The organism is Ancylomarina subtilis, from assembly GCF_004217115.1.
Taxonomy (GTDB): Bacteria; Bacteroidota; Bacteroidia; order Bacteroidales; family Marinifilaceae; genus Ancylomarina; species Ancylomarina subtilis.
The window spans coordinates 125,235-139,712 of sequence record NZ_SHKN01000001.1 but is presented as its reverse complement, the minus strand read 5'-3'; the positions used below and the strand labels follow the sequence as shown (position 1 = coordinate 139,712).

Genomic DNA, 14,478 nt, shown 5'->3' with positions numbered 1-14,478 from the left:
AAGATCATATATGAACAAAAAATTAACTCTATTCCTCATACTCAATTTTACGGCATTATTTATAGCTGGAATTTTCACAGGTGATGGTGTCCCTTCAAATTGGTATCAGCACTTAAATAAAGCGCCCTGGACTCCACCCGGATGGTTATTTGGCATAGCTTGGACTTTTATTATGATCTGTTTTGCCTATTACATGAGCTATTTATTTCAATCCACAAAAAAGACTCAAAAGATTATCATTTTATATAGTTTACAATGGCTCTTAAACAGCCTATGGGCACCTGTTTATTTTTACTATCACAATATCCTTGGAGGATTAATGATTATCATTTCACTATTACTACTCATCATATTTTTCTTTGTTTATTACAAACAAGCTCTCGGGTTTAAATCAATTTTAATTGTCCCTTATGTGATTTGGATGTTTATTGCCACATCACTAAACCTATACACATTTTTATACAATTGATCTCCCAATTCGTTTATTACATAGAACAGCAATAAAAACTTAACATTATGCTCATTTACAAACCAGGTACAGGAACAGATTTATCCACATCAACTTTTCCAAAGCTATAATGCTTTGGAGAAAGATATATGTCAGAGTTCATCATCTCCTCCCAAGTTGTTTCTTTGCCAGTGTAAGCAGAAATTCGTCCCATAATACCTGTCATAGTCGACTCAGCAATAGCTTGTGTTTCATTCACAGGTTGACCTGTTCTGATGGCGGTCACCCAATCAATATGTTCCTGATCATAGGGACTTATCGGTAACATTTGATCTTTATTGCCATAATCGAATGCCCATTTAATACTCGAGTCGTGGTTATAAATGGTATTTTTACAATTCGTATACCCCTGCGTTCCTCTAATTTGATCCGACACATTATTCTCACAACCGTTTATTTGTCGGCACATGCTATGGTAGTGCACATCATTATCGTAAAGAAAATCCACACTAAACATATCATACTGATTGCCTGTTAATCGACGGTGACGAGCCCCAAAGCCCACTGCTTTTACTGGATGTTTGCCCACAAACCAATTTACGGTATCAAGATTATGCACATTTTGCTCCACAATATGGTCGCCCGAAAGCCAACACCAATTCACCCAATCACGAATCATGGCTTCCATTTCAGTCCATTCTGATTTAGGCTTCTTGTGCCATAGTTTCCCCACATTGTAATAGCTGTTGGCCGATACAACATCTCCAATCTCACCTTTTGCAACTTGCCTGAAGGTTTCAATATAATCTTTTTGATGACGCTTAATGGTACCCGTCACAATTGACAGCCCCAAAGCATCCGCCCTTTCTCCCGATATCATAACTGACCTAACCCCAACCGGATCGACGGCAATGGGCTTCTCCATAAACACGTGTTTACGCGCCTTAACACAAGCAGCCAAATGTTCCGGTCTAAAATTAGGTGGAGTAGCAAGAATCACCACATCCACACCACTGTCAAGCACCTTTTCAAAAGCATCAAATCCAACAAAACAATATTCTTGTGGGACTTCAAAACCCTTTTTCTCCTTCAGTATCTTATTACAGAGCTCTATTTTATCGATAAAAACATCAGCTAGAGCAGTGATCTCCAAATTGGGTCCGGCATTCAGAAAATTGAGAACTGCCCCCGTTCCCCGGTAGCCACAACCAATAAGCCCCGCTCTCAAAACTGGCCCATCAGGAGCCTGATTAAGTAAAGGTGGATAGGTATAAAACCTCTCTTTTTTAGATTCACATTGAATAAGACCTGTAGCACCAAGTGCACAAAACATGCCTATAGTACTGGCATTTTTCAAAAATTCACGTCTTGCGTTTTTAGCTATATTCATCGTTCAAAAAGATCTAATATTCATTTATTGTTTTTTTACTGTCTCCATCCCATTCACAAACCAGTCTAAAACCCACATCCCGACAATCGGAATACCACCAGATGCTTTTGGGCATTTGGGGATCGGTTCTCAACCATTTATCATGCTGTGTGCTTTCCCGATAATCAGCACGAACATCCTCTTTACCAGACCGATACGATCCACCCTTAATAACTCTTTCTGTCCCAGTTTCCGGACCTTCAGGATTGACTACAAATGAATCATTCTCAAAAGGATTATCAGCATACCAATCCGAACAAAATTCTTTAACATTACCCAGCATATTAACCAAACCAAATGCATTAGCTTTCATGCCTTCGGGCAAGTGCGTTTTCCCTTTAGAATTGTCTCTAAATATTATTCGATTGGCGATCTCCTCATCAGTCCAATTATCTTGTAAGTCAGAATTGGCTCTACAGGCATATTCCCACTCTGCTTCAGTTGGTAAACGGTATGTTTTCCCTGTTTTTTTTGAAAGCCACCGACAATAGATATTAGCTGCCTGCCAGGTCATACTTATGGCAGGACGATGGCCCATTCCCCATCCCTGAGCAGGATCCCCCCACGGTGGTGTTGCGCCACTTATCACATCAATCTCAATTGAATCGTTAACCTGAGCCTGTTCTCGTCCTTCTGATTCCACATCGGTTAAAAAAGCCCGATAAGCATCCCAAGTCAATTCTACTTTAGCCATAAAAAAGGACGACAAATAAATCTTCTTTCGAACAAGGGGCGCGTGTTTGAATTTATTATTAGGATAAATGCTCATCTCAAATTCTCCTGATGGAATAGCAATCATATCAAAAGAAACAGATGAACCTGGAATGGTTTCAATATAGTTTTTAAACCCCTCTACTTTTGCTGACCTTGTATGAATAGGCTCGATATTCTCCTGACGTTTTAGAAATAAGGTATTGGGTTCATACATGGTTTTAGAATCTCCATGACCAACTCCTTTGTGGCAATTGATACAATGCAAATCAGCTTCATTTCTACGATAATACAAATGTGCCTTTTCGCCCTTCTTAGATAAATCAAATGGAAACAGGTTCTCGTGACAGTTCATACAAGATTCTTTTGGGGCAAATCTTACTGCGTTTTCAATTTCCGATTTCTCAGCCCAATTAATCTTAGCGCGATCTTTAAAATAATAGCTATACAAATCCCTTGTTCCGGCTTTTATCTTCTGAGGCCAATAGTCTATACTTTCTTTGGGAGGCAAATGACAATCAACACAGGCAGTCCTCTTTATGGAATTTGTACTATAATGTGACGACAATTCCCAGGAATGATCTGCAGATGTATGAACATGACAACTAATACAATATGAATCAGTCGACGTGTAGATATCCAACTTTTCAATTGAGCGATACAAGGCAAACAGTCCAAGCATCGCAATCAGGCCTATTATTTTTACTTTTAATCTCACCAATCTAAACAAAAAAAGTCATTCTTTTAAAAATTGAGTAAAGCCGACCCTTTTAAGATCAGCTTATATTCACTTTATTTGAATCTATATTAAAAAAAAGAGGAGACTCAACCTAAAGCCATTTACAAAAGCTACCAAACCTATTCTTCGGTTTCATCTCCTCTAATTACTAACCACTGCATGATTTCCATGGTCTATGGTAAATTCTTAAAATCAATAACAGGTGCTTCACCTATAGCATCTCTTTTGAAATAAGTATCCATAGTTGTTTTGTCACTAAAAAACCCACAATTTTTTAAAAAGAAACAAGTCCCTTCTGCACCACCCGCATAGTCCAAACGCGAATTCTTACGAGCAGTAGCATCCGCTGTAAATTTAGCATCAATCACTTCGAACCACTTTCCATCTGTGTTTCTGAACCATTGATTGGAATAGGTACCCATACGGGTAAACTGCCCCATTTCGGTCATGAAATTTTCGAGAAATGAATGGGCATTAGTAATATAAGTTGTCGTTTTAGGTCGTCGGAAACTGGCAATCAATTCCCATTTACCTATCTCTGGCGCAAAAAAGTAGGCTGTATAATCAGTGGAATTATCGACACTGGGTTTAGCTCCCAAAAGAAAACGATACTTGTTCCCTGCTTTCCAATTGTATACTCGATAACTTTGTCCTCCAGAACCTTCACTGCCAAATTCACCGGTTTTTACATCGGAACCCTTTTTCAACAACGTAATTTTCTCGTCATCGGGAATATCATTCGGATTATCCGTCACATAAGAACTCCAAACCGAAAATAAAATACGTCGCTCAATTTCAGAATTGACCTGAATACCAAAATAACCTTCACCAAAACCATTGGCCATATAATACGAACCAATGACATCGTTTCCTTCAGGCACTTCAATTTCGTTATAAAACCAACGAATATCTCCCGCATCTTCCGGAATCTGATAAGATAAATGGACTGATGGTCCACGTCTTCCCCAGTAAAAGTCATCCTTGACAAAATCAGTTCCATCCAAAGTGGCTTCTCCACCAATAACCAAGTGTGAAACCTCAGCAAAATACTGATCAGTTTTTGACACACCTTGTATATCAATCTGGACGTAACCTTTCTTAGCTACATTAAATCGTCCAACAGGAACAATTTCAGAAGTTTGATTTTTGATTGTAATTTCTTTGAATTCATCTCCGATAGTAACTCTCACAACTGAAGTCCCTTTCAAAGATTTGGCCTTTAAACCCAGACTCAATTGACCTTTTCGGTTTACTCTAACAAAGGTTCTGATCAGAGAGCTTTCTTTTGTCCAGTTTATTAAACCATTCTCCGAAATCATACTCTCATTTAAAGAAACATCGTCAACCAACCATGCATTTCCTGTTAATGGGACACTTATTTTGAGCTCACTCAAAAGCATGTCATCATTTGTTTTCGTATAAGAATCCTGTTTAGAGCAAGACGAGCACGCCCATAGGCACTGAGTCAACAGCAATAAAAATAGTTTTGTATATGTATTAATCTTCATTGTATCTATGATTACACAATTATTTCATCTCACGCTCCGGTTCCTCAATTCAATAACCCCATTCCACTAATCAAATTTCAGGAGAAGTCCTAAAACCTCTCCTGAAAAAATCAACTTACAGGTTTTGCTGCAAGTCTGGTTGAGCTAATATTTCTCCCTCAGGAATATACTCTATAATTTCATTGGAATCGTATCGAACTTCGAAAAAAGGATCGTTACCACGAAGGTGAGTTCCCGGATAAGCTCTATCCAGATTTCTATTGTTTCTGAAAACATCAAACTTACGATGGCCTTCATAAGCCAACTCCAAACGACGCTCTTTTAAAACCAAATCTAGAAGACTCATTTCAGCTGTTACATCAGCAGGTGTATAGGCCGCCTCTGGTCCTATAGCTCTTGTTCTAACGATATTTACATCCGCAAGAGCATTACCAATATCACCTTTTTTAGCATAAGCTTCTGCCCTATTTAAATAAATTTCAGCCAAACGAGAGATAATTGGAGACCACAAATGACCTTTATTCTCCTGCCCCGAACATTTTGTAATAAAATATTTAGGATAAGTTTGACGAGTCGCCAACTTCTGATTGATACGTAACTTAACCGGAGCACTTAACAACTGTGTCGCTCCTGTTTCTTTATTAATCTGATACGGTATCACAGAATAATTCGTCACTCCTGTTTTTGCATCAACAACAGTAGTAATAGGCACTTCCATATTTTTAGTTCCCTGATCAGAAGCTAATTTTTGATACAAAACAGTACGATCAGCACTTACTGAATCCTGATGAAACAAAAGACCATTCAATTTCTTCTGCTCATCTGAATCCGAATCTTTATAAGAATTTAAACCATACCAAACACCCCAAAGGTCTTCAGAGTTTTTGTCTAAAACCATTGACGTTACAAAGGCTGAACGCGCATCATCAGGCCATTCCTCAACAATATCTCTGTAAGTTACAGATGCATACAATTCACCCCAACCAGAACCATCTAATGAAGCTTTCCCTTCAGCATCAACCGCAGCATACATACCTGAAAAGGCATACCAATCGTCCCATTCTCCTGAATTATCAGCTCCATCGACAAAACGCAAAGCAAAAATTGTCTCAGGATTCTCATCAGGTGTAAAAGTTGGATAAACCCTTAAATCATCCTTCGATAACAAAGAATAACGACCCGAATTAATTACTAAATCAGAATAAGCGATAGCATTATCGTTATCACCCATATATAAATAAACGCGTGATAATAAAGCCTGTGCCGCTTCCTTTGTAGCATAACTAGCCGACTTTTCAGACTGCATTAACGATTCTGCTTTCTTTAGGTCTGCAATTACTTGCTCGTAACACTCCTTTACAGTTGAACGCAAAGGCTGATCGTTAACATCAGTAGACAGCTTAATAGGCACACCCAAATTTGTCTCAGGACTTTGATTATAAGGACGACCAAAAAGTGTTGTCAGATAGAAATATTGCATTCCACGTAAATAATAGTTCTGACCAATCACATTGTCCATCTCAGCACTCTCACCTTCTACTGCCCTATCGATTACGATATTACAACCAACAATCGCTTTATAGGCAGCTGTCCATACAGACTGTTTTCTATCCCCCTTTGCTTGACGTTTAAAATTATAGATGTAAAACAATGGGTCAGTCGTCGATCCACTTAGAGCTACATTATCTCCGGAGTACTCTCCAAATCGAAAGTAATTGTTTACCCATGATTGACCATCAGCGATTCCAGATCCCTTTAAAATAGCATAGTTTCCAAGAGTTAATGCTTCAATAGCATTTTCCGATGAATACACATCGTCCTTTTCAATTGTCTCATACGGCACCATGTCCAGTTCACAAGAACTCAGACCAAGTGCGAATAGTGAAACAGCAAAATATTTATATATTTTTCTCATTTGTTTAAAATTTAGTATCCTGCAAAAGCTTAGAGACATTAAAATATTGAAGAAAAACTTCATTTGTCTAAACACTATTGGTTAGGATATTATATCAATTGGTATTTGAAATATAATGACTACAACAACTATATCTTCTAGAACGAGAAGTTAAATCCAAACATAAATCGTCTTGGAATTGCATAATCGCCATACTGAGAAGTCTCACCTTCAGAATTCTCATCACCTACTTCAGGATCGACACCCGAGAAGTCAGTAATCGTAAACACATTTTCAACTGAAGCGTAAACACTTAGATTATTCAAAAAAGTCTTTGTTTTTAAACCTGCGAACGAATAATTCAAGGTCACATTGCGTAACTTGATATAACTACCATCTTCTAAATAACGAGATGATGTCTTATTGGAAAGACTATTACCCCCATTCATCGCTTGAGGATGAGTTGCTTTATCACCAGGTTTTGTCCATCTGCTCCATCCCGATTTTAATGACATGGAATTAAAACTTGCATAAGCACCGTCATTATCATACAATTCTCGGCTTGAGTTATAAATATCAATTCCCTGAACAAAATCCATATTCATACTTAAACTAAAGTTTTTGTATGTCATAACCGAAGATAAACCCCCAAAGTAATCAGGCGTAGCTGATCCTACCATCTGTATAGTTCCATCATTCCAGTTACTTGTTAATGTTTTTTCACCATCTTCACCAACGATTTCCCATTGAGGCTTACCATCTTCGGTATTTACACCAGCCCATTTACGCATGTACCAGGTATCGATATCTTCACCTTCGCGTCGGATTTTATTCCCCGATGTGTAGTCTTTATTCTGATACAATTCCTGAACTTCATTGGTATTAATGCCAATATTGGCATCAATATGCCAAGCAAAACCATTATCAGTTCCTTTAAAAATATCCGCTCCAAACATGAATTCAAACCCCTGATTTTTAACGGCTCCAATATTTTCCCAATAACCTTTAAATCCTGCTGTAGCTGGTAAAGTCACATAATACAGAAGATCCTTAGTATCCTTAATGTAATATTCCATATTGATATCAAAACGATCAAGAAAACGGGTATCAAGAGCAAAGTTTGTACTATAAGTCTTTTCCCAGGTTAAATCATCGTTGCCTAACTGATCGGCTGAAACCACAGGATATTTATTATACTGATTCGTAATTGAATAAAGCTCCTTACTTGGATGATAATTACTTTTACCACTAGCCGTATAATCGCTAGGAGTATTACCTAAAACACCATAGCTGGCACGAAATTTCAACACATTAATCTCTTTGATGTCAAAGAAATCTTCATTATGAATGTTCCATCCCCCACTAATCGAATAAAAATTACCAAACTGCGTATCCTTACCAAACTTAGAAGAACCATCTCGACGGAAAGAAAACTGTCCCATATAACGAGATGCATACGAATAGTTGGCATTAAACAAATAAGATTTAAAGGCATACTTATCCTGAGATCCTTCAATATTCTTCATCTCAGCACCTGCATCTAAAATACTGGTACCCGATACGATACCATTTTTCTGAGCTTTTGTTGTTGACCATTTATAATCGTTGTACTCATAAGCAGCCATCACGGTAAAGAAATGCTCATCTATCGATTTTGTAAATCGTAACAACTGATTCGAAAAACGATTCATACTTTTCCAATGATAATTCGATATTGCTCCCTTATCATTTTTCCCTGAATTGGACATCGGATCGGTATAAGACATTGAATTATGATGCTGATAATCGAAACTGTTCGATGATACAAAAGTTAAACCCGGAGCAATATTGACATCAAAACCTAAATAAGGAGATAGTTTTAAAGTTGAAGACTCCGAATAGTTCCACTGCAAATCGTAAATAGAATTACTTCTGTCACGACCAATCCAACCGACACTTTCATCTTTAGGATTGATGATATCACCATTATCATCGCGAGGACGATCGTATGGCATATTCAAAAACATTTCCCCAACACCTTGTTGTTTGTCAGAAATATCCTTATACGTAAAACTCATTTTTGGATGTAAAGTCAAATAATCTCTAATTTTATAATCAACATTCATTCTGCCAGAATATCGTGTATAATCATAGCCCTTTACGGCACCTGACTCATCATATACGTTCCCAGAAATATAAGTCTTCATCTTGTCATTTCCACCACTGAACGAAATGCCATAATCCTGAACGACACCCAGTTTTGTACCTTCATCAAACCAATCGGTATCAATTGCCTGAGCATCCTCAGTAAACCAATCAAGATCAGCATATCCATTTCCAAAAGATTTAATGTAATCTGTCATTTCAGCAGCATTCATCATAGAGAAATTGCCCAATGATAATTGGCTAACACCTGTCTTAACTGAAACGTTGATTTTAGACTGACCTTCTTTTGCACTTCGTGTTGTTACCAGAACTACGCCATTAGCTGCACGTGAACCATATAGTGCCGTTGCCGAAGCGTCTTTCAAGACAGTTGTCGATTCGATATCCTGAGCATTCAAATCCGGAGCTTCAGATTGAATCACACCATCAACAACCCAAAGAGGGTCAACACTACCACTCAAAGTTGATTTACCTCGAATTCTAATTTTTGGTGCCGCTCCTGGCAAACCTGAATTTGCACTTACATATACCCCGGCTGCTTTCCCTTGTAGCATGTTGGCAATATTCGGTGTTGTCACCGACTTTAGATCATCTGCCTTGATATTGGTAACAGATCCGGTCATATTTGACTTCTTCTGAACACCATAACCAACAACAACCAACTCATCGAGCATCTCAGCATCATCTTCGAGAGTACGATTGATAAGCCAGGATTCGACAGTAATCGTTTGCGTTTTAAATCCCATGAAAGAAAAAATCAACTCATCTCCCATAGCGCATTTCAACTCATAATTTCCATCAAAATCAGTAGAGGTTCCATTGGTCGTTCCCTTTACCAAGATGTTTACACCCGGAAGAGGTAGTCCACTACTGTCCAAAATTTTTCCTTTAACGACTCCGTCCTGTGCATACGAGGCAAGCCCCAACACACACAAACAAATAGTCAACAAAATGTTTTTCATAGAGGTTTTTGTTTTAATTAGGTTTTTTTTTTCATCATCAACCACACAAGATTTCATGTTAGTCGACTTGCCTGATGATGAGTGTTCCAAAATTGTAGAATTGCATTATTAAAAAAGTGGACATTTTAGGCTAATTGGTAGACATTTTTCCACAAGCCTATATCAGAAACACATACAGCGTTTTTTTTTGCAGACATTCACCGGTATTTACTTGGAAGACGACAGCCAGATTTCTATTTTTGTTTTGTTAGTAACAACCTAAACCACCCCTCATGACAAAGAACAATTCACAACTGATTAAGCTCATTCTGCTTATAGTGATATGTCATTCTTTTTTATTTTCCAAAGCACAAGAATCAACGAATTTTATTCATCTGGATGTTGAAGTCGATCGTCAGAATACCATTGCTACAAATGTGATTGAAGATTCTTTAGGTTATCTGTGGCTAAACTCTCATCTGGGCATTCTTCGCTTTGACGGTTATGAATACCGCAAATACCCATTTCAGGAAGTTTTTGGTCAAAAGGTTCCGCAGAGTTCAACATTGGGACTAAGAAAAGATCAAAAGGGACATATTTGGGGTGTATCCAAACTGGGTTCAATTTCCAAACTCATGACATCGGGTAAATTTCATGCTCAGTTTTCTGATTTTCACCCCCTTCAGGAACATCAATATTTTGAAGCCTTCAGTATCGATTCAAGCAGACTTTGGTTGGGTAGTAATTTTGGAACCCTCACCGGATTATCTTTAATTGACTCGACTCGAACCGAATTCAATATTCACTCCTCCAATGAAACGATTACGTCCATTTCAATGGCAAAGCACAACTCCGTTTGGTTCAGTACAAATAAAGGTCGGATTTTTAAGGGTGATCTTTCAAACAAAAAACTGACTGAACTAAAAGGCCCATTCAACAACCCATTTAATAAATTAATCTTAACGACCGATTTTGATGGTAATTTATGGATAGGGACAGAACTCTATGGCTTATTCTATTATAATTTAGAAAATCAATCCTACGAACACTTCCATAATCAAGCCCAAACATCACATTTTATTCCAACCAATATGCTTATTCGAATGTTTCGAGATAGCAAAGGACTGATTTGGATTGGAACTGATGGCGGAGGATTGTACCGGGTAAGCCCAAAAACAAAACAAATCAAAATCTACAACCATTCTAAAACCAATAAATTCTCACTTCAAAGTAACACGGTAATTGGTATTGGAGAGACCCAGAATAATGACATTTGGGTTTTTACAAACTATGGAAGTATTAATATTCTGGCAAACGAATCAACAACAGTTGGCTATCATTCCGGTAGTATTTCAGGTTCACCAACTCGCGTTCTATCTATTCTCAATTGCAAAAATGGTGATTTATGGATCGGAACAGACGGAGAAGGCATTACCCAAATAAATAAGAAAGCTAACACCAATAAACAATACATTGCAAAAACAAAGAGTGCACACGGCTTAAAAGGCAATTACATTCAAGCAATGGTCGAAGATAAAAATCATAATAAATGGATCGGAACATACCTCAATGGCTTGATGTATTTTAATACAACGACAAATTATTTTAAATCCGTTGATGTAACAAATGGAAAGGGACAACTTGCCACTGATGTCAGATCTTTACATATCGACAAAAAAGACAGACTCTGGGTTGGCAGTAATATTGGCATCTCAATTTTCTCTTTAAGTGGTGAACAAATTGCATTTTTTCCCCACAATAAAAATGGACTAAAAGGGAGTGTTCCCGAAGTATTTATCGAAGATGAATTTGACCAATTGTGGGTCGGTATGTTCGAAGGAGGTATCTGTTTATTTCAGGAAAACAAGACACTAAACCAATCTAAATTTACCACATATAAATTAGCAAATACAAACAATTTATCCGAGAACAGTGTTGTACATGGTGCTGCAGACCTTCATGGTCATCTCTATCTGATAAACTCCTATTCCAAATTGATAAAATTTAGTCTTTCAGAGAAAAAAACAATTCCAATAGAGGGCTTTAGTAATGAAGATCTTCACAGGGTATCGGCAGTCCTTGTCACCGATTCATCAAATCTATGGGTGTCTAGATCAAATGGAATTTCACATCTGGATCTGCAAAAACACGAAGACTATTTTTATGGCTGGAAAAACGGAACTTTAAAAAACTCTTTTCTTTCAGGAAGCGCAAGTAAAGATCAAAATAATCATCTTTATTTTGGAGGCGTTGGAGGTTTAAACTTCTTTGATCCCTCACAGATGAAAATCAACACAAAAAAGTTCCGATTGAAAATCAACCATCTTAAAGTCGTAAATAGAGATGCTAACGAGATTATCCCTGACCAATTGATAGATGGAATAGAAAATATCAAATCGGTAGAATTTAATCACAAGCAAACTTCATTTTCTTTCCAATTTTCGGTGATTAATGATCATTTGGATCCCAATTATTTTTACGCCTATCGACTAAAGGGCTTTGACAAAGACTGGATCACTACTGAAAATAAGCGAATTGCAACATACACCAATATTCCATATGGGGATTATACCTTCGAAGTAAAAGCAGGAACAAAAAGAAATAACTGGGATATTGCCCCACAAGCCATGCAAATCAGGATTCTCCCTCCTCTTTGGCAGAGATGGTGGGCATATATAATCTACACTTTTGCGCTGATAGTTGCTCTCTTTTTTATCATTCGCTACTCGATTATGTGGGCCCGACTGAAAAAGAAACTCATGCTGGAAGAATGGCAAAATGAAAAGAACAACGAACTCTATGCTCTGAAAATGAATTTCTTTACAAAGATGTCGCACGAAATTCAGACTCCCTTAACCCTCATCATGGCTCCTATCGAAAATATGATAGAAAGAGCCGAAGGCAACCTTCTCTTAAAACAACGCCTAAAGGTTATTCATAATAACGCCCAACGCCTGTCGCGTATTGCACTTGAGTTAATGACCGTAAGAAATCGCGAATTAGGCAAACTACAATTACGCGCAAGTGAAAATAATATCTCGAAACATTGCGAAAACATAGCACTTTCTTTTACAGAACAAGCACGATTTAAGCATATTGACTTTGTTTTTGAATCGAAACAAGATGATATTATGCTTTGGTACGACAAGGAGAAACTGGAACATGTGATCTATAACCTACTCGCTAATGCCTTTAAATTCACCCCACGTGAAGGACATATTCAATTTAAAATTCAAAGCAGCTATAAAGATTTCTTTCTAAAAATATCTGATTCGGGTATTGGAATAGATGAAGAAAATCTAAAACATATTTTTGACATGTTCTACCAGTCAAAGGAAGGAAAAGAAGTGGGGGGAACAGGAATTGGACTCGCCCTGACTAAAGAACTTATTACTTTGCACAAGGGTGAAATCAATGTCGTATCATCCGTAAACAAGGGGACTGAATTTAGTATAAAAATTCCTTTAGGATGTGAACATTTAAATGCCGATGAGATCATCAATAAAACAGATATAAGTGAGATGATTCAAACTGATGACTCTAATAAGGAAGATCTCTACACACCAAGCATCAATCCTAATAGTAAAATTAAACTCCTAATCGTTGAGGACAATTATGAGATGTTGCTTTTACTAAAAGATACCTTTAGTCCTTATTATAATGTATTCACTGCTGAAAATGGAAAAGAAGCCCTTTCTATTTTGAAAGAAACAACGCCTAATCTGATCATTAGCGATATCATGATGCCAATCATGGATGGTATTTCTCTTTGTAAAGAATTGAAGAATACAAAAACGACTCAACATATTCCAATCATTCTCCTTACAGCACGAAATACAACTCAATCAAAACTTGAGGGTTTAAAATATGGAGCCATTGAATACATCAACAAGCCATTCAATGTGAAAGAGCTGATCTTTAAAGTCAATAATATTCTTGAATCACATAAAAACCTGATTCAAAAATACAGAACAGAATTACTGACACAGACTGATGCCCCTCAAGTTGAATCACCCGACGAAAAATTTATAGAATCAATCCTGATTGAACTTGAGAAAAATCTGATTAATCCTGATTTTAAACTGGAAGATTTATCGAATGCTCTCAATATGAGTTATTCGAACATATACCGTAGATTTCAATCAATTACCAACAAAACCCTGGTTGATTTTATGCGCTGTCTGAGATTAAAGAAAGCAGCCATGATTCTGGTTAAGCACAACTACACCATTTCTGAAATTGCATTTAATGTGGGCTTTAATGACCCTAAGTATTTTTCAAGGTGCTTTAAAAAAGAGTACAACTACACACCCAAACAATTTAAACAACTTGCAAATTCTGAAAATGGAGATACATTTCTGGAATCATATGATATCACAAAAGAATAATCATTTTCTTCTCATCATTAAAACCTCTGTAAAAACTAGTATTACAAGCTAAAACAAATAAATCGCTTTTATAAATTAATATTTTTATTTGCCATACTGGTAGGAACTGGTAGGTATTTTTATATATTTGTATCAAACAAATTAAAGATAGCTACTATTAACAAATTCAGTTTTGGTAATTATGATTAAACTAGCAAAATTTTACAAACAGCACAACAGGTCATACAAGGGTTTGTATGAATGTTGGATTTACTAGACAAAAAGCTCTCTTATCT

General features: G+C 37.0%; 7 protein-coding genes. 2 read left to right on the top strand and 5 right to left on the bottom strand.

The window, feature by feature from the left end; all coding sequences use genetic code 11:
• Positions 1 to 10: 10 nt before the first annotated feature.
• Positions 11 to 469, top strand: coding sequence for a TspO/MBR family protein (locus EV201_RS00515; protein ID WP_130305452.1), 459 nt, complete (start codon positions 11 to 13; stop codon positions 467 to 469).
• A gap of 55 nt (positions 470 to 524) precedes the next feature.
• On the opposite strand, the gene EV201_RS00510 is transcribed toward EV201_RS00515, so the two are convergent.
• From EV201_RS00510 to EV201_RS00490, 5 genes are all read right to left on the bottom strand, one after another.
• On the bottom strand, positions 525 to 1,838 hold the full coding sequence (locus EV201_RS00510; RefSeq protein WP_130305451.1) for a Gfo/Idh/MocA family protein: 1,314 nt from the start codon (positions 1,836 to 1,838) through the stop codon (positions 525 to 527).
• 13 nt (positions 1,839 to 1,851) lie between these two features.
• Complete coding sequence (locus EV201_RS00505) at positions 1,852 to 3,306, bottom strand: SUMF1/EgtB/PvdO family nonheme iron enzyme (RefSeq protein WP_130305450.1); 1,455 nt, start codon at positions 3,304 to 3,306, stop codon at positions 1,852 to 1,854.
• A gap of 194 nt (positions 3,307 to 3,500) precedes the next feature.
• The gene (locus tag EV201_RS00500; protein ID WP_130305449.1) at positions 3,501 to 4,835 is read right to left on the bottom strand and encodes a DUF3472 domain-containing protein; all 1,335 of its coding nucleotides are present in this window, start codon (positions 4,833 to 4,835) and stop codon (positions 3,501 to 3,503) included.
• Positions 4,836 to 4,950: 115 nt separating this feature from the next.
• Positions 4,951 to 6,750 (bottom strand): RagB/SusD family nutrient uptake outer membrane protein, encoded by a 1,800-nt coding sequence (locus EV201_RS00495; protein WP_130305448.1) that lies wholly within the window; start codon positions 6,748 to 6,750, stop codon positions 4,951 to 4,953.
• A 137-nt stretch (positions 6,751 to 6,887) separates the two neighbouring features.
• Entirely contained in the window at positions 6,888 to 9,836 is a 2,949-nt protein-coding gene (locus EV201_RS00490) for a SusC/RagA family TonB-linked outer membrane protein (protein WP_165389547.1), read from the bottom strand.
• Between the two features lie 272 nt (positions 9,837 to 10,108).
• Between EV201_RS00490 and EV201_RS00485 the strand changes: the two genes are divergently transcribed.
• A complete protein-coding gene (locus EV201_RS00485) occupies positions 10,109 to 14,203 on the top strand; it encodes a hybrid sensor histidine kinase/response regulator transcription factor (RefSeq protein ID WP_130305446.1) in 4,095 nt (1,364 codons plus the stop codon).
• Positions 14,204 to 14,478 lie beyond the last annotated feature (275 nt).

Bases quoted from the DNA above. Each gene is read 5' to 3' on its own strand.
- EV201_RS00515 (WP_130305452.1), top strand. From the start codon at position 11: ATGAACAAAAAATTAACTCTATTCCTCATACTCAATTTTACGGCATTA.
- EV201_RS00510 (WP_130305451.1), bottom strand. From the start codon at position 1,838: ATGAATATAGCTAAAAACGCAAGACGTGAATTTTTGAAAAATGCCAGT.
- EV201_RS00500 (WP_130305449.1), bottom strand. From the start codon at position 4,835: ATGAAGATTAATACATATACAAAACTATTTTTATTGCTGTTGACTCAG.
- EV201_RS00495 (WP_130305448.1), bottom strand. From the start codon at position 6,750: ATGAGAAAAATATATAAATATTTTGCTGTTTCACTATTCGCACTTGGT.
- EV201_RS00490 (WP_165389547.1), bottom strand. From the start codon at position 9,836: ATGAAAAACATTTTGTTGACTATTTGTTTGTGTGTGTTGGGGCTTGCC.
- EV201_RS00485 (WP_130305446.1), top strand. From the start codon at position 10,109: ATGACAAAGAACAATTCACAACTGATTAAGCTCATTCTGCTTATAGTG.